Annotated in this window: 22 protein-coding genes, 2 tRNA genes and 2 pseudogenes; 10 read left to right on the top strand and 16 right to left on the bottom strand. The window is 68.0% G+C overall.

Going from position 1 to position 24,416, the window contains the following annotated elements; translation table 11 throughout:
• Positions 1–54 precede the first annotated feature (54 nt).
• The 7 genes from HQM25_RS00125 to pknB all read left to right on the top strand — a co-directional run bounded on the left by HQM25_RS00125 (position 55) and on the right by pknB (position 9,073).
• Complete coding sequence (locus HQM25_RS00125; RefSeq protein WP_172988359.1) at positions 55–801, top strand: FhaA domain-containing protein; 747 nt, start codon at positions 55–57, stop codon at positions 799–801.
• Positions 798–1,337, top strand: a complete 540-nt coding sequence (locus tag HQM25_RS00120) for an FHA domain-containing protein FhaB/FipA (RefSeq protein WP_172988358.1) — start codon at positions 798–800, stop codon at positions 1,335–1,337. The genes HQM25_RS00125 and HQM25_RS00120 overlap by 4 nt, the downstream gene beginning before the upstream one ends.
• A gap of 19 nt (positions 1,338–1,356) precedes the next feature.
• The gene (locus HQM25_RS00115) at positions 1,357–2,592 is read left to right on the top strand and encodes a PP2C family protein-serine/threonine phosphatase (RefSeq protein WP_172988357.1); all 1,236 of its coding nucleotides are present in this window, start codon (positions 1,357–1,359) and stop codon (positions 2,590–2,592) included.
• The gene (locus HQM25_RS00110; RefSeq protein WP_172988356.1) at positions 2,592–3,983 is read left to right on the top strand and encodes an FtsW/RodA/SpoVE family cell cycle protein; all 1,392 of its coding nucleotides are present in this window, start codon (positions 2,592–2,594) and stop codon (positions 3,981–3,983) included. Before HQM25_RS00115 ends, HQM25_RS00110 begins: the two co-directional genes overlap by 1 nt.
• A gap of 78 nt (positions 3,984–4,061) precedes the next feature.
• On the top strand, positions 4,062–5,519 hold the full coding sequence (locus HQM25_RS00105; RefSeq protein WP_172988355.1) for a peptidoglycan D,D-transpeptidase FtsI family protein: 1,458 nt from the start codon (positions 4,062–4,064) through the stop codon (positions 5,517–5,519).
• Positions 5,516–7,309 (top strand): serine/threonine-protein kinase, encoded by a 1,794-nt coding sequence (locus HQM25_RS00100; RefSeq protein WP_172988354.1) that lies wholly within the window; start codon positions 5,516–5,518, stop codon positions 7,307–7,309. The genes HQM25_RS00105 and HQM25_RS00100 overlap by 4 nt, the downstream gene beginning before the upstream one ends.
• Positions 7,310–7,375: 66 nt before the next feature.
• A complete protein-coding gene (gene pknB, locus HQM25_RS00095) occupies positions 7,376–9,073 on the top strand; it encodes a Stk1 family PASTA domain-containing Ser/Thr kinase (protein ID WP_172988353.1) in 1,698 nt (565 codons plus the stop codon).
• An 11-nt stretch (positions 9,074–9,084) separates the two neighbouring features.
• Here pknB and HQM25_RS00090 read toward each other — a convergent pair whose 3' ends face one another.
• From HQM25_RS00090 to HQM25_RS00080, 3 genes are read right to left on the bottom strand one after another with little or no spacing between them, the layout of a single operon-like run.
• On the bottom strand, positions 9,085–9,723 hold the full coding sequence (locus HQM25_RS00090) for an anthranilate synthase component II (protein ID WP_172988352.1): 639 nt from the start codon (positions 9,721–9,723) through the stop codon (positions 9,085–9,087).
• Complete coding sequence (locus HQM25_RS00085) at positions 9,720–9,875, bottom strand: hypothetical protein (protein WP_172988351.1); 156 nt, start codon at positions 9,873–9,875, stop codon at positions 9,720–9,722. The genes HQM25_RS00090 and HQM25_RS00085 overlap by 4 nt, the downstream gene beginning before the upstream one ends.
• Positions 9,875–10,654 carry a class E sortase gene (locus HQM25_RS00080; protein ID WP_254359443.1) on the bottom strand — a complete coding sequence of 260 codons (780 nt, stop codon included), beginning with the start codon at positions 10,652–10,654 and terminating at the stop codon, positions 9,875–9,877. The genes HQM25_RS00085 and HQM25_RS00080 overlap by 1 nt, the downstream gene beginning before the upstream one ends.
• Positions 10,655–10,708: 54 nt before the next feature.
• Here HQM25_RS00080 and HQM25_RS00075 point away from each other — a divergent pair, with 54 nt between their 5' ends.
• A complete protein-coding gene (locus tag HQM25_RS00075) occupies positions 10,709–10,948 on the top strand; it encodes a cell division protein CrgA (RefSeq protein WP_172988350.1) in 240 nt (79 codons plus the stop codon).
• A gap of 152 nt (positions 10,949–11,100) precedes the next feature.
• Here HQM25_RS00075 and HQM25_RS00070 read toward each other — a convergent pair whose 3' ends face one another.
• Both HQM25_RS00070 and HQM25_RS00065 read right to left on the bottom strand, forming a co-directional pair.
• Complete coding sequence (locus tag HQM25_RS00070) at positions 11,101–11,979, bottom strand: rhomboid family intramembrane serine protease (RefSeq protein WP_172988349.1); 879 nt, start codon at positions 11,977–11,979, stop codon at positions 11,101–11,103.
• 13 nt (positions 11,980–11,992) lie between these two features.
• Positions 11,993–12,565 carry a peptidylprolyl isomerase gene (locus HQM25_RS00065; RefSeq protein ID WP_172988348.1) on the bottom strand — a complete coding sequence of 191 codons (573 nt, stop codon included), beginning with the start codon at positions 12,563–12,565 and terminating at the stop codon, positions 11,993–11,995.
• Between the two features lie 97 nt (positions 12,566–12,662).
• On the opposite strand from HQM25_RS00065, the gene HQM25_RS00060 reads away from it, so the two are divergent.
• The gene (locus HQM25_RS00060) at positions 12,663–13,253 is read left to right on the top strand and encodes a DNA helicase (protein WP_172988347.1); all 591 of its coding nucleotides are present in this window, start codon (positions 12,663–12,665) and stop codon (positions 13,251–13,253) included.
• Positions 13,250–13,723: an aminoacyl-tRNA deacylase gene (locus HQM25_RS00055; protein WP_172988346.1), complete on the top strand. Its 474-nt coding sequence runs from the start codon at positions 13,250–13,252 to the stop codon at positions 13,721–13,723. Before HQM25_RS00060 ends, HQM25_RS00055 begins: the two co-directional genes overlap by 4 nt.
• Here the strand turns inward: HQM25_RS00055 and HQM25_RS00050 are convergent.
• The 11 genes and pseudogenes from HQM25_RS00050 to HQM25_RS18065 form a co-directional block, all read right to left on the bottom strand.
• Positions 13,706–14,158 carry an NUDIX hydrolase gene (locus HQM25_RS00050; RefSeq protein ID WP_172988345.1) on the bottom strand — a complete coding sequence of 151 codons (453 nt, stop codon included), beginning with the start codon at positions 14,156–14,158 and terminating at the stop codon, positions 13,706–13,708. The two genes, HQM25_RS00055 and HQM25_RS00050, sit on opposite strands and share 18 nt — an antisense overlap.
• A 70-nt stretch (positions 14,159–14,228) precedes the next feature.
• Positions 14,229–14,301: transfer RNA gene (locus tag HQM25_RS00045), tRNA-Ala, on the bottom strand.
• A gap of 14 nt (positions 14,302–14,315) precedes the next feature.
• Positions 14,316–14,392 (bottom strand) — tRNA-Ile (locus HQM25_RS00040).
• A gap of 104 nt (positions 14,393–14,496) precedes the next feature.
• Complete coding sequence (locus HQM25_RS00035; protein ID WP_172988344.1) at positions 14,497–14,901, bottom strand: DUF3566 domain-containing protein; 405 nt, start codon at positions 14,899–14,901, stop codon at positions 14,497–14,499.
• A complete protein-coding gene (gene gyrA, locus HQM25_RS00030) occupies positions 14,898–17,447 on the bottom strand; it encodes a DNA gyrase subunit A (RefSeq protein WP_172988343.1) in 2,550 nt (849 codons plus the stop codon). Before gyrA ends, HQM25_RS00035 begins: the two co-directional genes overlap by 4 nt.
• A gap of 32 nt (positions 17,448–17,479) precedes the next feature.
• Positions 17,480–19,507, bottom strand: a complete 2,028-nt coding sequence (gyrB, locus tag HQM25_RS00025) for a DNA topoisomerase (ATP-hydrolyzing) subunit B (protein ID WP_172988342.1) — start codon at positions 19,505–19,507, stop codon at positions 17,480–17,482.
• A 122-nt stretch (positions 19,508–19,629) separates the two neighbouring features.
• On the bottom strand, positions 19,630–20,148 hold the full coding sequence (locus HQM25_RS00020) for a DUF721 domain-containing protein (protein ID WP_172988341.1): 519 nt from the start codon (positions 20,146–20,148) through the stop codon (positions 19,630–19,632).
• Positions 20,141–21,298, bottom strand: coding sequence for a DNA replication/repair protein RecF (gene recF, locus HQM25_RS00015; RefSeq protein ID WP_172988340.1), 1,158 nt, complete (start codon positions 21,296–21,298; stop codon positions 20,141–20,143). The genes HQM25_RS00020 and recF overlap by 8 nt, the downstream gene beginning before the upstream one ends.
• Positions 21,299–21,326: 28 nt before the next feature.
• On the bottom strand, positions 21,327–22,478 hold the full coding sequence (dnaN, locus tag HQM25_RS00010) for a DNA polymerase III subunit beta (protein ID WP_172988339.1): 1,152 nt from the start codon (positions 22,476–22,478) through the stop codon (positions 21,327–21,329).
• Between the two features lie 459 nt (positions 22,479–22,937).
• A pseudogene (gene dnaA, locus HQM25_RS00005) lies at positions 22,938–24,275 on the bottom strand (chromosomal replication initiator protein DnaA); the annotation flags it as partial.
• Positions 24,248–24,416, bottom strand: a pseudogene (locus HQM25_RS18065) (chromosomal replication initiator protein DnaA); the annotation flags it as partial. The pseudogenes HQM25_RS18065 and dnaA, both read right to left, overlap by 28 nt.

The following is a 24,416-nucleotide window of genomic DNA, read 5'->3' as shown; positions in this document are numbered from 1 at the left end:
CCATCCTGTGCAACTAGCATGTAGCAACTGGCCACACCCTGCCCGAGGAGCCCCGTGGGACTACTTGACAGCTTCGAGAAGGGTCTCGAGCGCGCCGTGAACAGCGCCTTCGCGAAGACCTTCCGCAGCGGCATCCAACCTGTCGAGATCGCCAGCGCGCTGCGCAGCGAACTCGACAAGAAGGCTGCCGTGGTGAGCCGCGACCGCATCCTCGCTCCGCACGCGTTCACCGTGAGTCTGAGCCCCGCCGATGACGAGCGCATGGCTGCCATCGGCCCCGCTCTCGGCGACGAACTCGACACACTGGTCCACAAGCACGCCAAGGCCCAGGGCTATTCCTTCGCCGGCCCAGTGACGATCTCCCTCGTGCGCGACGAACAGCTCTCGACCGGAACCCTGCGCGTCGACTCGTCGTCGGCCGCGGGGCGCGTGTCGTGGCGCGGCGTGCTCGACGTGGAGGGCAAGCGCCACACGCTCCGCGCCGCCCGCACGGTCATCGGCCGGGGGAGCGACGCCGACATCACGATCTCCGACGCCGGCACCAGCCGCAAGCACGTCGAGGTGCTGTGGGACGGCGAGCACGGCATGGTGCGCGACCTCGGCTCGACGAACGGCACCAAGCTCGACGGGCGCAAAGTGACCGAGGCGCCGCTCGCCCCCGACTCCACGATCACGATCGGCCGCACCGATATCGTCTTCCACGTGATCGCCCAGGCCGCCCCCGTGGCTCCGCCCAAGCCGCCGCTCCCCGACGATGTCACCCGCGCCTACAACCTCCGCGAACAGGGGCCGCTGACGTGAGCGAACTGACCTACCTGATCCTGCAGGTCGGGTTCCTCGTCCTGCTGTGGGCCTTCGTGTTCTCGGTGGTCTACTCCCTGCGCGCCGATCTGTTCGGCGTGAAGGTGCGCAAGATGCCGGATGCCGCGAACGCGGCCCCTGCGGGCGCGCCGGCCGCGGCATCCCGGCCCAAGGGCGCGACCGCGCCCGTCGCATCTGCGGCGCAGCCCAAGGCGCCCAGCAAGGGCGGGCCCGCGACCACCGACGCCGTCTCGCGCATCGTCATCACGAGCGGGCCGAAGTCCGGGCTCGAGCTGCCCCTCGGCGACGAGCCGCTGACGATCGGGCGTTCGAGCGAGTCGGGCCTCGTGATCCGCGACGATTACACCTCCAGCCACCACGCCCGCCTCGTGCTGTGGGGCCAGCAGTGGATGATCCAGGACCTCGACTCGACCAACGGCACCTGGCACGACGGAGTGCGCGTGAGCACGCCCACGCCGGTCGTCGTGGGCGCCCCGATCAAGGTCGGCGCGACGACCTTCGAGCTGCGGAAGTAAGCGGGCGGAACCCTCACGCATGGTCTTCCAGGGCTCGAGCGCCGCGATCTCGCACACCGGAAAGGTGCGCTCCAACAACCAGGACTCGGGATACGCGGGCTCGAACCTCTTCGCCGTCGCCGACGGCATGGGTGGCCACGCGGGCGGCGATGTCGCCTCCAGCCTGGCGGTGCACCGGCTCGAGCAGGTCGACCAGCCCTTCGACTCGACGACCACCGCGGAGCGCGAGCTGCGCGACGCCGTGACGGATGCCGCGCGCGAGCTGATCGACACGGTGCACGTGCGCCCCGAGCTGGCCGGCATGGGCACCACGGTCAGCGCCCTGGTGATGGTCGACGACTACGCGGTGATCGCCCACATCGGCGACTCGCGCATCTACCTGTATCGCGATGACGCGCTCACCCAGATCACCACCGACCACACGTTCGTGCAGCGGCTCGTCGACTCGGGCCGCATCACACCGGAAGAGGCGCGGTACCACCCGCGGCGATCGGTGCTGATGCGCGTGCTGGGCGACATGGACCCCGATCCCGAGATCGACACGTTCATCATGCCGACCCAGCCCGGCGACCGGTGGCTGCTGTGCTCCGACGGCCTGTCGGGCGTCGTCGACGACCCCCACACCGCGAAGGCGCTCTCGCAGGGACTGGCTCCCGGACGCACCGCCGACAACCTCCTCAAGCAGGCCCTCGACGGCGGCGCACCCGACAACGTCACGATCGTCATCGTCGACGTCGGGGGGCAGCATCCCCTCTTCTCGGGCACACCGACGATCGTCGGGTCGGCGTCGACCCCCGCCGGTGTCGACGTTCCCGCGGCGCGCCCCGGGCGCGCCAGCTGGCTGCACCCGAATCGGCAGGCCGCGAACGAGCCGACCCACTTCGAACCGGCCGCGGAGTTCCTCGAGGAGCTCATCGAGGAGGACCGCCGTCGCGCCAAGCGCCGTCGCTGGGGCTGGATCGCCGGCGTGCTGCTGGTGCTGGTGGCCTTCGCGATCGTCGCCTTCGTCGCCTACCAGTGGACGCAGACCCGCTACTTCGTCGGCGCCGATGAGGACACGGTCGTGATCTTCCAGGGCATCCAGCAGGACATCGGACCGATCTCGCTGTCGACCGAGTACGAGGAGACCGACATCCGTCTCGACGATCTGTCGCCGTTCACCCGCGCGACCGTGGAGCGTACGATCAGCGCATCGTCGCTCGAGGAGGCGCAGAGCATCGTCGATCGCCTCCGCGCCGTCTCGGGAGGTGACTGATGACCGCCCCGCCCACCGACCAGATCTCCACCGACACCGCGGTGGTGCGCGCGCTCAAGCGCATCCGGGTGCCGCAGACCCAGCGCAACCGCGAGCTCGCCCTCCTGGTGTTCGCGTTCGCCATCAATGCGATCGCGATCGCTCTGGTGCAGCTGGGTGCGATCGGCGCGATCGACTGGACCTTCCTCGTCTACTGCGGCGGGCCCACCGCGCTGGTGGTGGCGCTGCACATCGTGCTGCGATTGCGGGCACGGGATGCCGACCCCTTCGTCGTGCCGATCGCGACCCTGCTCACCGGGCTCGGGCTGGCGATGATCTATCGCCTCGACATCGCCGCCGACGACCACGGCTGGGATGCCTTCTCCACGCGCCAGCTCGCGTGGGCCGGGATCGCGCTCGTGCTGTCGATCGCCGTCGTGATCCTGCTGCGCAATTACCGCGTGCTCTTCCGCTACACCTACCTCTCCGGTCTGGTCGCGATCCTGCTGCTGATCCTCCCGATCGTGCCCGGCCTCGGGACCGACGCCAACGCCGACGTGTGGGTCTCATTCGGCATCTTCTCGTTCCAGCCCGGCGAGATCGCCAAGATCTTCCTCGCGGTGTTCTTCGCGGGCTACCTCGTGCGCACGCGCGAGGCCCTCACCTCGGTGGGGACGAAGTTCCTCGGCATGACGTGGCCGCGCGCCCGTGAGCTCGGCCCTCTGCTGGTGGTGTGGCTGGTCTCGCTCGGCATCATCGTGATGCAGCGCGACCTCGGCACGGGCCTTCTCATCTTCGGGATGTTCGTGGCGATGCTCTACGTCGCCACCGGCAAGACCAGCTGGGTCGTGCTCGGTGTCACGCTCGCCGTCGCCGGCGCCCTCCTCGCCTCGCAGGTGCTCACCTATGTGGGCTGGCGGTTCAACAACTGGCTGAACGCGTTCGATCCCGAGGTGATCGCCGCGACCGGCGGCAGCTATCAGCTCGTGCAGGGCATCTTCGGTCTCGCGCAGGGCGGGCTCCTCGGCACGGGGCTCGGTCAGGGCCGCCCATACCTCACGCCCGTTGCCGAGAGCGACTACATCTTCGCGAGCCTCGGCGAAGAACTCGGCCTCATCGGTGTCTTCGCGATCCTGTGCCTGTACATGGTCTTCACCAGCCGCGGCGTGCGGATCGGCCTGGCCGGTCAGGACGACTTCGGCAAGCTGCTCGCCACGGGCCTGTCCTTCACCATCGCCCTGCAGGTGTTCATCATGGTCGGCGGCGTCACCCGGGTCATCCCGCTCACCGGACTCACGACGCCGTTCCTCGCGGCCGGTGGCTCCTCGTTGGTGGCGAACTGGATCATCGTGGCGCTCCTGCTGCGGATCTCGGATGCCGTGCGCAGCCGCCCGCGGGTGGTGATCGGCTGACATGACCACCCTTCGATACGGTCGCTTCGCGACCTACTCAGGGACCAGCATGCGTCGCACCCCAAGGAGGTGCGACCGGTGACGAAAGAACTCCGTCGCCTCAGCATCATCATGCTGCTGATGTTCCTCTCGCTCTTCGCGGCCACGAGTTGGATCCAGGTCGTCGAGGCCGATGCCCTGGGTGAGAACTCCGGCAACACCCGTGCGCTCTACGACTCGTACGAGGTGCAGCGCGGGTCGATCATCGCGAGCGGATCGGCGATCGCCTCTTCGGTTCCCTCGAACGACGTGTTCGCGTGGCAGCGCGTGTACACCGACGCCGCGATGTGGGCGCCGGTGACCGGGTACATCAACCCGGCGCTGGGATCGTCCACGGGCATCGAGCAGGCGATGAACCCCGTGCTCAGCGGACAGGCCGATTCGCAGTTCTTCACCCGCGTCGAGCGCATCTTCACCGGCCAGCCGCCGCGCGGGTCGAACGTCGTGCTCTCGCTCGACGCCGATGTGCAGCGGGCGGCGTTCGAGGCGCTGGGCGGACTTCAGGGCGGCGTGATCGCCATCGAGCCGGCCACCGGTCGCGTGCTGGCGATGGTCACCACACCCAGCTACGACACCAACGTGCTCGCCGCCCACAATGCGACTGAGGTCGAGAACGCGTACGGGGCCCTTCTCGCAGATCCCGGAGACCCCCTGTTCAACCGCGCGATCGCGGGCGACCTGAATCCTCCGGGATCCACTTTCAAGCTCGTGGTCGCCTCGGCGGCGCTGGCGTCGGGCGACTACACTCCCGACTCGCAGCTGCCGAACCCGGCCTCCTACACGCTTCCGCAGTCCAGCTCGGTGATCTTCAACGCCAGCGGCGGCGCGTGCGGTGCCGGGGAGACGGTCTCGATCGCCGACGCCCTGCGCCTCAGCTGCAACATCCCGTTCGCGGAGCTCGCCGTCGAGCTGGGAGACACCGCGATCCGCGAAGAGGCCGAGAAGTACGGCTTCAACCAGTCTCTCGAGCTGCCGCTGGTCTCGACGGCGTCGAGCTATCCGCGCGGCCTCGATGACGCGCAGACGGCGCTCACCGGCTTCGGCCAGGGACAGACGACGGCGACCCCGCTGCAGATGGCCATGGTGTCAGCCGGCATCGCCAACGAGGGACTCGTGATGACGCCGCGGATGGTCGACCGGGTCATCGGTCCGGACCTGTCGGTCCAGCAGACGTTCGAGGATGTCGAATTCGGGCGCGCGCTCGACAGCGGCCTCGCTGAGGAGATGGTGCGCATGATGGTCGCCAATGTCACAGAGGGCGCCGCGTCGGGTGCAAGAATAGACGGCGTCGACGTGGCCGGGAAGACCGGAACCGCGGAGAACGGGGCGGGCGATCCGTACACGCTGTGGTTCACCGGTTTCGCACCGGCGGACAACCCCGAAGTCGCTGTTGCGGTCGTCGTCGAAGACGGGGGCGGGCAGGGGCAGTCGGGAAGCGGCAACACGATCGCCGCTCCTATCGCGAAGAAGGTCATGGAGGCGGTGCTGGGCAGATGAGACCGACGCAGGGTGTGACCTTCGGCGGCCGTTACGAACTGGATTCGCGGATCGCCATCGGCGGCATGGGCGAGGTGTGGGAGGCCACCGACCACGTCATCGGCCGCACGGTCGCGATCAAGATCCTCAAAGACGAGTACATGGGCGACCCCGGGTTCCTCGAGCGCTTCCGCGCCGAGGCCCGCCACGCGGCCCTCGTCAACCATGAGGGCATCGCGAGCGTCTTCGACTACGGCGAGGAGGCCGGCAGCGCCTTCCTCGTCATGGAGCTGGTGCCCGGCGAGGCGCTGTCGACCGTGCTCGAGCGCGACGGCAGCCTGTCGACCGACAAGACGCTCGACGTCGTCGCACAGACCTCTGCGGCGCTCCAGGCGGCGCACGCCGCCGGCCTCGTGCACCGCGACATCAAACCCGGCAACCTGCTGATCACACCCGACGGCCGGGTGAAGATCACGGACTTCGGCATCGCACGCATCGCCGACCAGGTGCCGCTCACGGCCACCGGCCAGGTCATGGGCACGGTGCAGTACCTGTCGCCCGAGCAGGCCTCGGGCCACCCGGCATCCCCGGCGACCGACATCTATTCGCTCGGCATCGTCGCCTACGAGTCGCTGGCCGGCAAGCGCCCGTTCACGGGCGAGTCCCAGGTCGCCATCGCGATGGCGCAGATCAACGAGCAGCCGCCGCCGCTGGCGCCGACGATCTCCACGCCGGTGCAGGGCCTCGTGATGGCGATGATCGCCAAGAAGCCCGAAGACCGCCCTGCATCGGCTGCAGCCGTGGCGCGAGCGGCGACCGCGCTGCGTCGCGGCGATCTCGCCGCTGCGGCGGCCGCCGTGCCCGCACTCGCGCTGCTCGCGGGCGCCGCGGGCGGCGACGAGGTGACGCAGCTGCTCACCGCGGGTGCCGCGACCGGCGCCGCCACCCAGCTCATGCCCGCCACCGGCGCCCTCCCGACCGACGAGGAGGAGGGGGAGCCCGAGAAGAAGAAGCGCAGCCCGTGGACGTGGCCGCTCATCGCCCTGATCGTGCTGCTGCTGCTCGTGCTCGGCGGAACGATCTGGGCGCTCGTGGCGAATCAGGGCGACACCCCGACGCCGATCGCGTCGTCGACCTCGGCGACGCCCACTGCGACGCAGAGCGACACCCCGACGCCGTCGCCGACGGAAGAGCGGGTCGACGTCAGCTCGCTGGGGCTCACCGGCAAGACCTGCGATGACGCGCGTGCGCTCGTCGAGGGGGCGGACCTCGTCGCCAGCTGCGTGGCCGGAAACCCCGCGCCCACAGCGGCGGACGAGAACGTCGTCTACGCCGTGGACCCGACCGGTCGCGTGCAGACCGGCACGACGATCACCCTCACCTTCTACGGAGCACAGGTCGCGATGCCCGACCCGGGCGCGCCGGCGCTCAACTCCTCGGAGGTCGCCCCCGGCGGCACGATCGAGGTCAGCTGGCCCGGTTACACCTGCCCCGCCGGCGAAGGCTCGCCGAGCGCGTACAACCTGACCACCACCAACGGGACCTTCCCGAACGGCCAGTCGTCGTCGGCGTTCGGGGCGGATGCCCGCAACGCGCAGATCACCGTGCCGGGCAACGCGAGCGGCAGCGTCATCGTGACCTACACGGTGACCTGCTCGGGCGGTCCGTCGGGCGAGCGCACGTCGGGCACTTCGGGTGAGGCGACGGCCGCGATCGTGGCGCCGACCCCGACGCCCACCCCGACGCCCGATCCCGGAGCGGACGGTGGCGGCGGCCCGGGCGACGGGAGCGGCGGCGGCGATCAGGGCTGACGCGCTCGGCGCGGCATCCATGCGGCCTCGGCTACGCTGGCTGAAGGTGCCATCCAGGGAGTGACCGTGACATCAGAGCCGCGCGTGCTTTCGGGGCGCTACCGCGTCGACGAGCCCATCGGGCGCGGCGGCATGGCCAGCGTCTTCCGGGGATACGACCTCACCCTCGGGCGAGAGGTCGCGATCAAGGTCCTCGATCGCGAGCTCGCCGGCGACAACACGTTCCGCACGCGGTTCCGCCTCGAGGCGCAGGCGGCCTCCCGCATGGCACACCCCTCGGTCGTGCGCGTCTACGACGCGGGCGAGGATTCCGAGACCACCCCCGACGGCATCGTGCGCGCCGTCCCGTTCATCGTGATGGAGCTCGTCCGCGGGCGACTGCTCAAGGACATCATCGCCGAGGGGCCGGTGCCGGTCGGCGACGCGGTGCGCTATATCGACGGCATCCTCGAGGCTCTGGAGTACTCGCACCGCGCCGGCGTCGTGCACCGCGACATCAAGCCCGGCAACGTGATGGTCACCGGCGCCGGCCAGGTCAAGGTGATGGACTTCGGCATCGCCCGCGCGGTGTCCGACAGCTCATCGACCGTGGCCGAGACGACCGCCATCATCGGCACCGCGGCGTACTTCTCCCCGGAGCAGGCGAAGGGGGAGCCCGTGGACGGCCGCTCCGACCTCTACTCGACGGGTGTCGTGCTCTACGAGATGCTCTGCGGCCGCCAGCCCTTCCGCGGCGAGACGCCGGTCGCGGTCGCCTACCAGCACGTGAGTGAGACACCGCTGCCTCCGTCGGAGGTGCGGGAGGGCGTGCCGCGCGCGCTCGACGCCGTCGCCCTGCGCGCACTGGCGAAGGACCCCTTCCAGCGCTATCAGGACGCTGCCGGCTTCCGTGAGGCACTCGATGCCACCGTCGACGGCAAGGCGCCCTCCAAGCGTCAGGTCGGCGCGCTCACCAGCGAGCTCTACGGACCCAACCCGCGCCAGGCGGCGGAGACGGCCCGGTCGCTGCGCCAGCTCAGCACCGACACGACGATGAAGCGCACCCAGCCCGGTCCGCCCGTGGCCTGGATCTGGACCGGTGTCGCACTGCTGGCCGTGCTGCTGCTGTCGCTCCTGTTCTGGGTGCTCTCCATCCAGCCGCGCGATGCCGTGCCCTCCAGTTCGCGTATCGTTCCCGACGTGTCGGGCATGACGTACGAGCGCGCGACCACCGAGCTCGAAGACGAGGATCTCGTTCCCATCCGCCTCGACGAGGCGAACTCCGACGTCGCCGAGGGCAACGTCATCCGCACCGATCCCGAGTCGGGCACATCGGTGAGCCCGCAGCAGGAGGTGCGCGTCTTCGTGTCGCAGGGGCAGGAGACGGCGACCGTCCCCACCCTGACGGGACTGGGGGAGGATGCCGCGCGCCAGGCCCTCGCCGACGCCGACCTGCAGCTGGGCACGGTGCGACAGCAGAGCGACCCCGACCTCGCCGCCGGCACCGTCATCTCCGCGGACCAGACCGAGGGTGCCGAGGTGCCCGTCGGCACCACGGTGAACCTCGTCGTCGCGTCGGGGACGGTCACGATCAACGACGTCAGCGGCTACACGATCGACGCAGCCACGCGCGAGCTCGAGGGGGTCGGGCTGACGATCGCGACCCAGGAGGATCCCGGCTGCGCGGCCACCGACCCGCCGACGGTCGCGACGCAGTCACTCGCGCCCGGCGACGTGCCGATCCGCTCCGAGATCACCCTGGTCTTCTGCACCGGCACCAGCTGAGCGCAGCCCGGTCAGCGGTGCGGCGTGAGGGTGGCGCCGCGGGCGGGCGCCTCCGGGTAGCCGGCTGCGGCCAGCCAGTTTCCGAGCAGCCGGTATCCCCCTTCGGTGAGCACGGCCTCGGGGTGGAACTGCACGCCCGTGATGGGCAGCTCACGGTGCGCGAGACCCATGATGATCCCGGATTCGGTGCGCGCCGTGACCGCGAGCTCCCGGGGGAGGGTCGCCTCGACGACGGCGAGCGAGTGATAGCGGGTCGCGGTGAACGGGTCGGGGAGCCCGGCGAAGAGCGCGGAGCCGTCGTGGCTCACTGGTGAGGTCATCCCGTGCATCAGCTCCGGCGCGTGGTCGACGGTCGCGCCGAACGCCTCAGCGATCGCCTGGTGACCGAGGCAGACGCCGAGGAGAGGGATGCCGCGGGCCGCGGCAGCGTGCACGACGGCGATCGACGCGCCGGCGTCGGCCGGCGTCCCGGGTCCGGGCGAGATCAGCACGCCCGAGTAGCCCTCGATCGCCGCCGATGCCCGCTCGCGATCGATCGTGTCCGCCTCGACGAAGTCGGTGACCGCTCCGAGCTCGTGGAGGTAGTCCTCCAGGGTGTGGACGAAGCTGTCGTGGTTGTCGACGACGAGGATGCCGCCCGGGCCGATCACTCGACGGTGACTTCCTGGGGCACGATGAACTGGCTGATGTAGGGGAAGACGTAGAACAGGAGTCCGTAGAGCACCGCGGCCAGCAGGATCAGCACGATCAGCAGCTTCACCCACCACGGACCGGGCAGGACTCTCCACAGCGCCGCGTACATCAGGCACCCGCCGCGTCGGTCACAAGACCCTCGGGCGCCCCCGCCGAGCGGGGGGTGAACGAATCGAACACGCTGTAGGCCACGATCCGCTCGGTCATCGCGTACATCGGGCTGCAGGAGGTCATGGTCATGTAGCGCGTGCCGGGCGCGGCATCCAGCTTCTGCGGCACCGGAAGGAGCACCTCCACCTCGTTCGGGGTCACGTATTCGAGGGTGCGGAACCGGTAGGTGTACCAGCCGTCCGGTGTCTCGATGTAGATGGGGTCGCCGACCTGCAGCTCCGCGATCTGGTTGAAGGGCTTGCCCCAGGTGGTGCGGTGGGCGGCGACGGCGAAATTGCCCACGTCGCCGGGCATCTTGGTGCCGGGGTAGTGGCCGATGCCGATCGGATCGAGGGTGCGGGCGCGGCTGACGCCGCCGGCCATCTCGACGGCGTAGTCCTCGCCGAAGCGCGGGACGCGCATGATCGCGAAGACCTCCGCGTCGGCGGGCTCGGGAAGGATGACGGGATCGACCGTGACCGGGGCCTCGGCCTCGGGCTCGGGTTCGCCGGCGTCGGTGGGCGCCGGCACCGTGTCGATGTACTCCTCGGCCCACGCCTGCGAGAGCTCCTGCCCGGCGGCGTTGCGCTGGGCGCCGTAGATCACGTCACCCACCCAGAGCTGCCACACGACGTAGAGCAGGGTGATGACGCCGATCGTGATGAGGATCTCGCCGATCACGCCGATCACCGACACCCGGGGGCGGGTGCGCGCACGTGCGCCGACGGATTCGTCCACAGGGGGAGTCTAGTCAGCACGAACTGGAGTGCGGCTGGCAGTTAGAATGTCGGAATGGCACGACCCGGCAAAGACGACGACTCGCTCGTCGAGCGCGCAGAAGGCGAAGCTGCACCCAATCCGGTGTGGTTCAAGCCCATCATGATCGGCCTCATGCTGGTCGGTCTGGTGTGGGTGCTCGTTTTCTACTTGAGCAACCAGCAGTTCCCGATTCCCGGCATCCAGGGATGGAACCTGGTCATCGGCTTCGGCATCGCCTTCATCGGCTTCCTCATGACCACACGCTGGCGCTAGCCGCCACCCGACGTCGCGAAGAGCCGCATCCCTCCGGGGTGCGGCTCTTCGCCTGTTAACAACCCTGTGGATTTGTTAACAACTCGACCGCGGGGCGAATCACACCGGTGTAATTCTCCCCAGCCTGTGGATAACTCTGGGGAGAAGTGGAATCAGAACCAGAACAGGGGAGGGATGAACAGCAGGGCGACGAGCACCGCGCCCACCGCCACGAGCAGGCCGATCTGCAGTCCTCGCTGGCGCACGCCGCGCGTGCGCGCGAAGATGAGCCCGACGAGCGCGCCGGTCACCAGCCCTCCTACATGCGCCTGCCACGACACGTTGAACCCCGGGATGAAACCCAGGATGAGGTTGATGCCGAGCACGATCGCGATGCCGGAGATGTTCGCGCCGAGGTGCCGACCGATGACCAGCAGCGCGCCGAACAGACCGAAGATCGCGCCGGACGCGCCGACCACCTGTGTCCCGAACGACAGGAGCGTCACGGCGACGGATCCGCCCAGCGTGCTCAGCACGTAGAGGGTGAGGAACCGCCACCGCCCCAGCAGCGGTTCGAGACTGCGCCCGATCAGCCACAGCGCCAGCATGTTCAGGCCGACGTGCCAGATGCCGGAGTGCACGAGGGCGACGCTCAGCGCACGCCAGGGCTGGAAGGCTCCGCTGAGGTCCGGATACAGCAGCGGCGCCCAGAACAGCAGCGATCCGCGCACGTCGTCGCCGATGCCCGGGATGAGCCCGAGCAGATAGGCGAAGGCCGTGATCCCGATGATCGCGTACGTGACGACGGGCCGGCCGTCGGCGACGGCCACGGCGCGGGGACGTGACCACCGGCGCTCCGCCGTGCGCTGTGCCGGAGACTGCTGCTTCTGCTGATCGCGCAGGCACTCTGGGCAGATCACCCCGACCGCACCGGGAGTCTGACACTCCGGGCAGATCGTGCGCAGGCATCGCTGGCAGAGCACGAAGCTCTGCCGGTCGGGATGCCGGTAGCAGAAGTTGTCTCGGTTGCGGCGGAAGTCGTCGGTGGTCACGTCTGTCGCGGCGTCAGACGGCGGCGATGTCGATCGACGAGATGACGACCGGCTCGATCGGACGGTCGCCGGCGGCGGTCGGAACCTCCGCGATGGTGTCGACGACGGCCTTCGAGGCGTCATCGGCGACCTCGCCGAAGATCGTGTGCTTGCCCTGCAGCCACTCCGGACCGCGGCCGCCCTGGCCGGGGACGGTGATGAAGAACTGCGAGCCGTTGGTGCCCTCGGCCTTGCCGGTGATGGCGTTGCGGCGCAGCCCGGCGTTGGCCATCGCGAGCTTGTAGGGGTCGGTGAAGGTGAGTTCGGGGCTGATCTCGTCGTTGAACGTGTAGCCCGGGCCGCCGGTTCCGACGCCGAGCGGGTCACCGCCCTGGATCATGAAGCCCGCGATGATGCGGTGGAAGATGACGTCCTTGTACAGGGCGCCCTCGCCAGCCTGACCGGTTGCGGGATGCTTCCACTCGCCCGAGCCGTCGGCGAGGCCGATGAAGTTCTGCACGGTGCGGGGCGCGTGGTCCCCGAAGAGGTTGACGACGATGTCGCCGTAGTTGGTGTGGAACGTGGCCACTGCGGTGTGAATCGGCATTGTGCCATTGTCTCAGAGTTCGTGCCAACCCCTCCCGTTGCCGGAGACCTCTGGCAAGATGGGTCGCACCGACGTCCCCATCTACCGGGAGGGCACTGTGAGCCTCAGCCGTAAGCGCAAGAAGGAACTCAAGCAGCTGCAGAAGCAGGCCAACACGCTGTGGGAGTCTCAGCAGGTTCTGGTCGGAGAGGCTGCCTCGGTGGCGCGCGAGGCGAGCAGACAGCTCGGCCACTTCGGGCGCGAGCAGGTGGCCCCCACCGTGCAGGCCACGTACGACCAGTACGCCGCACCTTATGTCGACAAGAGCATGAAGTACTCGAAGAACGTGCTCGAGAACAAGATCGTGCCCACGGCCGGTGCCGTGGTCGGCTCGGCCCTGTCTGTCTGGGATGCCGCGAACGAGACGCGCGAGCGTCTCGCCGCCGGCAAGGGTCTGCAGATGCCCGACGCCAAGACCTACGCCAAGAAGGCCGACAAGTATTCGAAGAGCGCCACCAAGAAGCTCTCGAAGAAGCTGTCCGCGATCGAGCCGGCATCCCAGAAGCAGGGCATGGGCGCCGGCGGGGTGATCGCACTGATCCTCGGCATCGCCGCGGCAGCGGGTGTCATCTACGCCGCGTGGCAGACGCTGCGCGCCGATGACGAGCTCTGGGTCGCCGACGACCCGCTGCGCGCTCCCGACGCGTGACCGACCCTCTCGCGAGAATTCGCGACGCGGCCGACGCCCGCGGTCTCCCGGTGGAGTTCCGCGAGCGCCCGGCCGCGAAGTCGCTTCCGGAGGCGGCCGAGATCCTCGGCATCCCTCCGTCGGGCATCGTGAAGACGCTCGTGGTCAAACGCAGCGACGACACGTACCTGTTCGCGCTGGTGCCCGGCGACCGGGCGATCTCGTGGCCGAAGCTGCGCGCCGTGGTCGGAGTGAACAAGCTCCAATTGCCCGACCCGGCGCGCGCGCTGGCGGCGACGGGCTACGAGCGGGGCACGATCGTCCCGGTCGGCAGCACGACGGACTGGCCGGTGTTCGCCGACGAGCGCATCGTCGGAGAGCGCATCGCGATGGGCGCGGGGGCCCACGGCTACAGCATGTTCGTCGAGGCCGATGACCTCATCAGCGCCTACGGTGCGACCGTCGCCGACATCTCACAGCCGATCGATTGACGGCGCTCGGGTCGCGATGCCGGCCATCTCCAGCCCGACGCCCACCAGCTTGACCTTGTGGAGCGCGTCGATGGTGTGCGGGGCGAACCATTCGGCGCGGTCGGTCGATCCATCGACTTCGTTGCGCAGCCGGCCGCCGATGATGCTCGCGCGGTAGACGATGCGGATCGCGTGCAGCGGCACGTCTGTGTCCTCGCTCGTGCGATGGGCAGCGGGGATGACACGCGAGTGGATGCCGAGCAAGCCGTCGCTGACGACGCGGAAGCCCGTCTCCTCGCGCACCTCTCGGCGCATCGCGTCGAGGGGATCCTCCCCAGGCTCGATCCCGCCTCCCGGGAGCGTCCATCCGGAGCGGCGGCCTTCGTTCCAGTGCGCCAGCAGCACGCGTCCGTCGTCGTCGGTGATGATGGCATAGGCGGCGACGCGCAGATCCATGCTTCACCCTATCGAGGCGCGTGCGACGGAGACGAGAAGAGCCCGCCGATCGGCGGGCTCTCTCTGACTGTGGAGCCTAGGAGATTCGAACTCCTGACATCCTGCTTGCAAAGCAGGCGCTCTACCAACTGAGCTAAGGCCCCGAATTTCAGTTATGTGGTGGGGCTACCAGGACTTGAACCTGGGACCTCTTCATTATCAGTGAAGCGCTCTAACCGCCTGAGCTATAGCCCCGTTGTGATCAGCTCTCGCTGTCAACCTCCAAGACTTTACCTGACTCTCGTCGAATTACCCAATCGAGGGCGCCAGGGGTCTTTTCGGCCGATCGAGAGCGCTGATCAGTTGGAGGTGAACCCGACCAGCAGTCCGCCGGTCACCTTCACCGCGAGGTTGTAGATGCCCGCCATGACGGCGCCGAGCACCGTGACGACGACGAGGTTGAGGATGGCGACGACCGCCGAGAACGCGAGCACCTGCGGGAGGCTCACGAACTGCGAAAGCAGGAAGCTCCCGTCGGAGAAGCTGCCCAGGAACTCGTCAGCCTGATCGATCAGACCGGTGGTCTGCACGACGAGGTACACCATGACCATCGAGACGACGGTGACGATCGCGATCGCGATCGCGGCGAGGAACGAGAGCTTCACAGCCGACCAGAAGTCGACGTACACCAGGCGCAGGCGCACCTGCTTGGCGGTGGTCTTGTGGCTGGACTTTCTCGCGAGCTTGTCGGCTACCGTGCTCATGCGTCAACACTCTCTTCGGGGATCTCGGGGGCGGCCGGGGGGTTGTCCGCCTCGACGGCCTCAGTCTCTTCGCCGATGCCGCGCTCTCCGTTGCGGGCGATCGCGAGGATGCGATCGTCATCGCCGGCACGTGCGAAAACGACACCCATGGTGTCGCGGCCCTTGGCGGGCACCTCGGCCACGGCAGAGCGTACCACCTTGCCGCTGGCAAGAACCACCAAGACCTCGTCGTCCTCGGAGACGATCAGACCGCCCGCCAGGTCGCCGCGATCCTCGTGCAGTTTGGCCACCTTGATGCCCAGTCCGCCACGGCTCTGGATGCGGTACTGCTCGACCGCGGTGCGCTTCGCGTAGCCGCCCTCGGTGACGACGAACACGAATCCGGAGTCGCTGACGACCGATGCCGACAGCAGGCTGTCGCGATCCCGGAACGACATTCCCTTGACGCCTTCGGTCGATCGACCCATCGGCCGCAGGGCGTCATCCGACGCCGTGAAGCGCAGCGACATGCCGTGGCGGCTGATGAGCAGGATGTCATCGCCCTGGTCGACCAGCAGCGCGCTGACCACCTCGTCGCCCTCGCGCAGCTTGATGGCGATGACGCCGCCCTGGCGGTTGGTGTCGTACTCGGTCAGGCGGGTCTTCTTCACCAGGCCGCCCTCGGTGGCCAGCACGAGGTAGGTCGCGACGCTGTAGTCGCGGATATCGAGGATCTGCGCGATCTCCTCGTCGGGCTGGAGCGCGAGGAAGTTGGCCACATGCTGACCCTTCGCATCACGTCCGGCCTCGGGGAGTTCGTAGGCCTTCGAGCGGTAGACACGCCCCTTGGTGGTGAAGAAGAGCAGCCAGTGGTGCGTCGTCGTCACGAAGAAGTGCTCGACGACGTCGTCTGCGCGCAGCTGCGCACCCTTCACGCCCTTGCCGCCACGGTGCTGCGAGCGGTAGTTGTCGCTGCGGGTGCGCTTGATGTAACCGTCACGCGTGACGGTGACCACGACCTCTTCTTCGGCGATGAGGTCTTCCATCGAGACATCGCCGTCGAAGCCGTGCAGGATGTGTGTGCGACGGTCATCGCCGAACTTGTCGACGATCGCGGTCAGCTCGTCGCGGACGATCGCGCGCTGTCGAGCCGGGTCGGCGAGGATCTCGTTGTAGTCGGCGATCCGCGCTTCGAGCTCGGTCGCCTCGTCGACGATCTTCTGGCGCTCCAGCGCCGCCAGGCGTCGCAGCTGCATGTCGAGGATCGCCTGCGCCTGGATCTCGTCGATCTCGAGGAGTCCCTGCAGGCCTTCGTTCGCATCCTGCACCGTAGGCGAGCGGCGGATGAGGGCGATGACCTCGTCGAGGGCATCCAGCGCCTTGAGGTAGCCCCGCAGGATGTGCATGCGCTCCTCGGCCTTGCGGAGGCGATAGCGCGTGCGGCGGACGATGACCTCGCTCTGGTGATCGAGCCAGTGCGTGATGAACGCGTCGAGGGCGAGAGTGCGCGGCACGCCGTCGACGATCGCGAGCATGTTCGCGCCGAAGTTCTCCTGCAGCTGCGTGTGCTTGTACAGGTTGTTCAGCACGACCTTGGCGACGGCATCCCGCTTGAGGACGACCACGAGTCGCTGACCGGTCCGGTCGCTCGTCTCGTCGCGGATGTCGGCGATGCCCGTGATCTTGCCCTCGCGGGCGAGGTCGCCGATCTTGACGGCGAGGTTGTCGGGGTTGACCTGGTACGGCAGCTCGGTGATCACGAGGCACGTGCGTCCCTGGATCTCCTCGATCGACACCACGGCGCGCATGGTGATCGAGCCGCGGCCGGTGCGATAGGCCTCGCGGATGCCCTTCGTTCCGAGGATCTGGGCGCCGGTTGGGAAGTCCGGGCCGGGGATGCGCTCCATGAGCGCGTCGAGCAGCTCCTCGCGCGGTGCGTCGGGGTTCTCGAGCGCCCACAGCGCGCCGGCCGACACCTCCCGCAGGTTGTGGGGCGGGATGTTCGTGGCCATGCCGACCGCGATGCCGACGGAGCCGTTGACGAGGAGGTTCGGGAACCGGGCCGGGAGGACCGACGGCTCCTGGGTCTGGCCGTCGTAGTTGTCCTGGAAGTCGACGGTCTCCTCTTCGATGTCGCGCACCATCTCGAGCGCGAGCTGAGCCATCTTCGTCTCGGTGTACCGCGGGGCGGCCGCCCCCATATTTCCGGGCGAGCCGAAGTTGCCCTGGCCCTGTGCGAGCGGGTAGCGCAGCGACCACGGCTGGACCAGGCGCACCAGGGCGTCGTAGATCGCGGAGTCGCCGTGCGGGTGATACTGGCCCATGACCTCGCCGACGACACGGGCACACTTGGAGAACGACTTGTCGGGACGGAACCCGCCGTCGTACATGCCGTAGATGACGCGGCGGTGCACGGGCTTCAAGCCGTCGCGCACGTCGGGGAGGGCACGGCCGATGATGACCGCCATCGCGTAGTCGAGATAGCTCCGCTGCATCTCCAGCTGGAGGTCGACCTGGTCGATCCGGCCGTGATCGTGCTCGGGCGTGGGGCGCTGTTCGTCAGCCATGTCTTCTCGTTCTCAGTTCCGTGGGCGCCGACTCAGATGTCGAGGAAGCGCACGTCCTTGGCGTTGCGCTGGATGAATCCGCGGCGGGATTCGACGTCTTCGCCCATGAGCACCGAGAAGATCTCGTCGGCGGCCGCGGCATCGTCGATCGTCACCTGCTTGAGGGTGCGGGTCGTGACATCCATGGTCGTCTCCCACAGCTCCTTGGCGTTCATCTCGCCGAGGCCCTTGTAGCGCTGCACGCCGGAGTCCTTCGGCAGGCGCTTGCCGTTCGCGGCGCCGTCGGCCAGCAGCGCATCGCGCTCCCGGTCGCTGAAGACGTACTCGTGCGGCGCGTTCGACCACTTGAGGCGGTACAGCGGCGGCTGTGCGAGGTAGACGAAGCCGGCCTCGATGAGTCCGCGCATGTACCGGAACAGGAGCGTCAGCAGCAGGGTCGTGATGTGCTGGCCGTCGACATCGGCATCGGCCATCAGCACGATCTTGTGGTACCGCGCCTTGTCGATGTCGAAGTCCTCGCCGATGCCCGTGCCGAAGGCCTGGATCATCGCCTGGACCTCCTTGTTCGACAGAGCCTTGTCCAGGCGCGCACGCTCGACGTTCAGGATCTTGCCCCGGAGCGCCAGGATCGCCTGCGTATGCGGGTCGCGGCCCGACACGGCCGAACCGCCCGCCGAGTCTCCCTCGACGAGGAAGATCTCGCTGATCGAGGGGTCCTTCGACGTGCAGTCCTTCAGCTTGTCCGGCATTGCGGCGGACTCGAACACGCTCTTGCGGCGCGCCGTCTCGCGCGCCTTCCGGGCGGCCATCCTCGCGGACGCCGCATCGATGGCCTTGCGGATGACGTTCTTCGCCTGCTGCGGGTTGCGGTCGAACCAGTCGCCGAGCTGATCGCCGACGACCTTCTGCACGAAGGCCTTGGCCTCGGTGTTGCCGAGCTTGGTCTTCGTCTGTCCTTCGAACTGGGGCTCGGACAACTTCACGGAGATGACGGCGGTGAGCCCCTCGCGGATGTCTTCGCCGGTGAGGTTGTCGTCCTTCTCCTTGAGGAGGTTGTTCGCGCGTGCGTAGCGGTTGACCAGCGTGGTCAGCGCCGCCCGGAATCCCTCCTCGTGCGTGCCGCCCTCGTGCGTGTTGATCGTGTTCGCGAAGGTGAACACGTTCTCGGTATAGCTCGTGGTCCACTGCATCGCGAGCTCCATCGCGATCTTGCGCTCGGTGTCCTCCGACTCGACCTCGATGATCTCGTCGTTGACGACGTCGGAGTGACGCACCTTGTTGAGGTATTCGACGTAGTCCACGAGGCCGCGCTCATAGAGGAAGCTGTCGTGACGCGGCTGCGGGTCCTCACCCGGCTCGGTCTCCTCCGTGTACGCCTGCGGGCGCTCGTCGCGCAGCGTGATGCGCAGCCCCTTGTTCAGGAACGCCATCTGCTGGAACCGCGTGCGCAGGGTGTCGTAGTCGAAGTCGACGGTGTCGAAGATGCCCTCGTCCGGCCAGAACGTGATCGTCGTTCCGGTCTCCTCGCTTGGCTCGCTCTGCGCGAGGGGCGCCTGCGGCTGACCGCCGTCGCGGTACGACTGGCGCCAGACGTGGCCCTGTCGCTTGACCTCGACCTCGAGCCGACTCGAGAGGGCGTTCACAACAGATGAGCCGACGCCGTGGAGGCCGCCGGACACCGCGTAGCCGCCCCCGCCGAATTTCCCGCCGGCGTGCAGCACGGTCAGCACGACCTCCACGGTCGACTTCCCCTCGGTGCGGTGCATGTCGACGGGGATGCCGCGGCCGTTGTCGATGACGCGCACGGCGCCGTCTTCGAGGATGGTGACCTCGATCGTGTCGCAGTAGCCCGCGAGGGCCTCATCGACCGAGTTGTCGACGATCTCGTAGACGAGGTGGTGGAGACCGCGCTCGCCCGTGGAACCGATGTACATGCCGGGGCGCTTGCGGACCGCTTCGAGTCCTTCCAGCACCTGGATGGCGTCTGCCCCGTATTCGTTGGGCGCCTTCCCTGCCGATGTCGAATGCTCGGGAACGCTTCCGGGGTTATCAGACGTCATGTTCGTGGGCGCTCCAAATCGTTTCGACGTACGCCTCGACAGTCTATCAAGCGACGGACCTCAACGCGCCGTGTACGCCCCTGTGGCGCGCGCAAACCTTCACCGACGAGAGCCGACGTGGTTCAGCCGTAGGTATCGCGCGGACCCCGCCCTGGAATGGCTCTGGGACCCCATTTCCAGGAGGGGACGTCCGGTCCGATGAAGCGGATCGATTTGATACCCGCCTCCGGGAAGCGACGGATGATCTCCGTGAGGATCTGCGCGCGCATGAGCTGCAGCTGCTTCGCCCACGCCGTCGAATCAGCCTGAACCGTCAGCGTGCCGTCGTTGAAGGCGACCGGCCGGGTGTGCCCGGCGGTGTCTCCGCCGGCGACCTCGCTCCACAGCCGCACCACGTCTTCGCGCGCCAACTGGGCGTCCCAACCGGATTCGCGCGTGAGATTCGTGAGCACGTCGCCGAGTCCGCGCGGGTCGCGGCCCGAGGTGAACGGCTGGTTCTCGTCGTCCTCGGTGCGACGGCGCTTCTTACGTCGATAGGCGCGCGGCGACGGCTCGAGACCGCGGAGCCGAAGGTAGGTCGCGACCGTCTCCGGCACCTGGGTGCGGTCGGCGATCGGTGCGGAGTCGTCGGGATCAGGCATCCATCGACTCCACGATCGTGCCCGCCTCGACGTGGACGAGCCGTGCACGCAGACCCGAGGGCACATCCGCCTCGACCGCGGCGGTCACGATGACCTGCTCGTAATCGGCGACGAGGCCCGCCAGACGCGAGCGTCGATCGGCGTCGAGCTCGGCGAAGACGTCGTCGAGGATCAGCACGGGATCGCCCAGCCGCGACTCGGCGCGCAGCAGCTCCGCCGAGGCGAGGCGGAGCGCGAGGGCGAACGACCACGATTCGCCGTGCGAGGCGTACCCCTTCACCGGCAACGCGCGCACGCGAAGGCGCAGGTCGTCGCGGTGCGGTCCCACCAGCGTCACGCCGCGCTCGAACTCCGCGGTGCGCTTGTCGGCGAGGGAACGGCGGAACTGGTCCGCGATGCGAGCCGGAGCCTCCTCGGCGCGCGCGGAATCGGCGTCTTCCTCCGGATCGCCGCCGGCGACGGAGAGGGCCCATTCGAGCTCGGGCCGGTGATCGGCGCCCGCGATGGACGTGTACGCCGCCGCGACCGGACCGGACAGATCGCTCGCCAGAGCGAGGCGCGCCTCGATCACCTCGGTGCCGAGTGCGACGAGCTTGTCGTCCCAGACATCGAGAGTGGGCAGGGCGTCGGGCCTCATTCCGCGCGCACGTGCGGACTTGAGCAGCGCGGTGCGCTGCTTGAGCACCCGGTCGTAATCCACCAGCACGCCCGACATGCGCGGCGCGCGCTGCACGAGCAGCTGGTCGGCGAAGCGGCGGCGCGCTGTCGGATCGCCGCGCACGATCTGCAGGTCTTCCGGTGCGAAGAGCACCACCTGCGCGTAGCGGGGAAGCTCGGCGGGCTTGACCGCGGCGCCGTTGACCCGTGCCTTGTTCGATCCCTGCCGGTTGACCTGCACCTCCAGGAGCACGCGCCGCTCGCCGTGGGCGAGTCGGGCCCGCACGATCGCGGACTCGGCGCCGTCGCGGACCATCGGCGCATCCGAGGTCACGCGGTGCGATCCGAGCGTCGCGAAGAACGCGATCGCTTCGGCGAGATTCGTCTTCCCCTGACCGTTGCGGCCCACGAAGACGTTCGGACCGTGGGTGAGCGCCACGTCGGCGGCCGCATAGTTGCGGAAGTCGACGAGGTTCAGGTGCTCCACGATCACCGGACAAGCCTAATGATCGGCGCCGACGTCACCTGAGAAGGAGGTTGGGCTGCAGCAGGTACTTGAACGACTCCTCGCCACCCTTGTCGACCGAGGTCTGCGGGGTGATCAGCACCGGGCTGAGCTTGTTCGCGTTGTCGCTCGAGGTGAACGTGATCCGCACGAACTCGCTGCGGACGGCCGACAGGGACTCGAGCAGGTACTGCGGGTTCAGGCCGAGCGTGACATCCTCGCCGACGAGGTTCGCATCGACCGACTCCGATGCCCGCGCCTGCTCGGTGCCCGAGGCATCCATCGACACGCTGTCGGTCGTGAACGTGAACCGCAGCGGTGCGGACCGATCGAGCACGAGCGACACGCGGCGCACCGCCTCGGTGAGGTCGGCGGTGTTGACGACGGCGTGGTGCTCGTTGACGTCGGGGAAGAGACGGCGCACCGGCGGGAAGTTGCCCTTGATCAGCAGCGACGTGACCGTCTTGTTGCCGGCGGTGAACGCGATGATCTCGCGATCGCCCGATCCCGAGAACGCGACGGAGATGTCTCCGGAGTGTGCGAAGGTCTTGCCGACCTCGGTGAGCGTGCGCGCCGGTACGAGCGCGGTCGTGGATTCATCGGATGCCGCAGCACCGCCGTCCCACGGGATCTCCCGCAGCGCGACGCGGTAGCGGTCGGTGGCGACCAGGCTGAGGCGGGTGCCGGTGACTTCGAGCTGCACGCCGGTGAGCACCGGGGTCACGTCGTCACGCGACGCGGCGAACGCGACCTGCGCGATGGCCGTGGCGAAGTCCTCCGCAGGGACGAGTCCGGAGTCACCGCTGACTTCGGGAATGGCGGGGTACTCCTGCACCGGCATCGAAGCCAGGGTGAATCGCGCAGAGCCGCACGTGAGCACGATGCCGTCCTCGGCATCCACCTCGATCTGGATCGGCGCGTTGGGCAGGCGACTGGCGATCTCGGACAGCAGACGGCCGTGCACGAGGATCGTGCCCGGTTCGTCGACGGTGGCTTCGATCGTCGTTCGTGCGGAGGCTTCGTAGTCGAAGGCCGCGAGCGAGAGGCCGTGAGCGCCGGCCTCGATGAGCACGCCCGCGAGGATCGGCTGCGGGTTGCGCTGCGGCAGGAGTTTGACGACGAACGACACGGCCTCGCTGAACACATCGCGATTGACGTGGAACTTCACGAATGCTCCCTCGACAGCGGGTTGGGGTTTCTCATGCTAGTGGCACGAACCGCCGAAACCAGTGCTTCGGTTGCGGAGAGGGCGTTCGCACGGCGACTGTCCCCAGGAGGTCATCGGATCTCTCCCCCTTCTCTTTCTTCTTGTCATGGTGTTAACAGCTGTGGAAAGTGTGGATAACTCTCGAGATGCCAGTCGGGAGACGGGAACCACATGCTTGTGAGTTGTGGAGCGGCTGCGGAAGGCCTCGGGATCGGGCGGGCGCGGCATCCACTCTCCCCCGACGTCATCCACAGGCTTTCGTCGATTCACCCACAGAGTTCCGGCATCGATCCCCAGTTATCCACAAGTTGTCCACATGTGAAGAACGGGAATTTTGGCGTGCGTCCGACGGCGTGTCAAGAGCCCCGGTGCACACGCAGGGGGCGTGCACCGGGGCTCCGGGGTGTGAGGGACGCGGGGTCAGCGCGTGCGGCCGAGCTGAGCGGTGATCTCCGAGACCTGGTTGTAGATCGAGCGACGCTCCTTCATGAGGTCGCTGATCTTCTTGTAGGCGTACATCACGGTGGTGTGGTCGCGATTGCCGAAGAGCTGGCCGATCTTGGGCAGCGAGAGGTTCGTGCGCTCCCGGCACAGATACATCGCGATCTGTCGGGCCGTGGCGACCGCCTGCGAGCGGCTCGAGCCGTACAGGTCGTCGACGGTGAGCTTGAAGTAGGCGGCGGTGGCCGTGATGATGTCGGTCGGCGAGATGATGTTCGCGTCGTCCTGGTCGACGATGTCGCGCAGCACGGTCTGCGCCAGCGACATGTCCAGCGTCGAGCGGTTGAGGCTCGCGAAGGCGGAGACGCGGATGAGGGCGCCTTCGAGTTCGCGGATGTTGCTCGACACCACGGTCGCGATGTACTCGAGCACCTCGTCGGGGATGTGGAGCCGCTCGGACTGCGCCTTCTTGCGGAGGATCGCGATGCGGGTCTCGAGGTCGGGCGCCTGCACGTCGGTGATGAGGCCCCACTCGAAGCGGCTGCGCATGCGGTCCTCGAAGCCCGTGAGGTGCTTGGGCGGCACGTCGCTGGTGATCACGACCTGCTTGTCGTGATCGTGCAGCGTGTTGAACGTGTGGAAGAACGCCTCCTGGGTCTCGGCGCGACCCTGCAGGAACTGGATGTCGTCGATCAGGAGGATGTCGACGTCGCGGTAGCGCGCCTGGAACGCGGATCCACGGTTGTTCGCGATCGAGTTGATGAAATCGTTCGTGAACTCCTCGCTCGAGACGTAGCGGACGCGGATGCCGGCGTAGAGGCTCAGCGCGTAGTCGCCGATCGCGTGGAGAAGATGGGTCTTGCCCAGGCCCGAGTCGCCGTAGATGAAGAGCGGGTTATAGGCCTTTGCGGGCGCCTCGGCGACGGCGACGGCGGCCGCGTGGGCGAATCGGTTGGATTGGCCGATGACGAAGTTGTCGAACGTGTACTTCGGATTCAGACGCGTATCGCTGCGGGAGACCGAGCCGACGGCATCCACCGGATCTTCCATTCCCGGTCGGGAAATCGTCGGTGAGATCGGGGATGAGCCTGTGGATGAGCCTGTGGATGAAATCGGGGACGACGACGCGGATGCCGCCACCGACTGCACTGCGATGGGAGCCGTGAACTGCATGTCGGCGAGCTCCGGATTCACGACGACGCGGAAGCTGGTGGCCGGTTCGGGCACGCTGTTCGCGACGCGGGCGAGCCCCTCCATGATCGGCACGCGCATCCGCTTCGTGAATTGCGCCGCGGTCAGGTCATTAGGCACGTCGAGGTACAGCGTGCCGCCCATGACTCCCTGGGGTACGGCGAGGTTCAGGAACCCCTGCAGCTGGGGGCCGATGCGATCGTCGGCGGCGAGTTCGCCCAGCACCGCAGTCCATACCGGGACATCCGGATTCTCGTGCAGTGACAT

The sequence above is a fragment of the Microbacterium hominis genome (assembly GCF_013282805.1).
Taxonomy (GTDB): domain Bacteria; phylum Actinomycetota; class Actinomycetes; order Actinomycetales; family Microbacteriaceae; genus Microbacterium; species Microbacterium hominis_B.
Note: the sequence above shows the minus strand (reverse complement) of the source record. Positions and strands in the feature narration are given on the sequence as shown.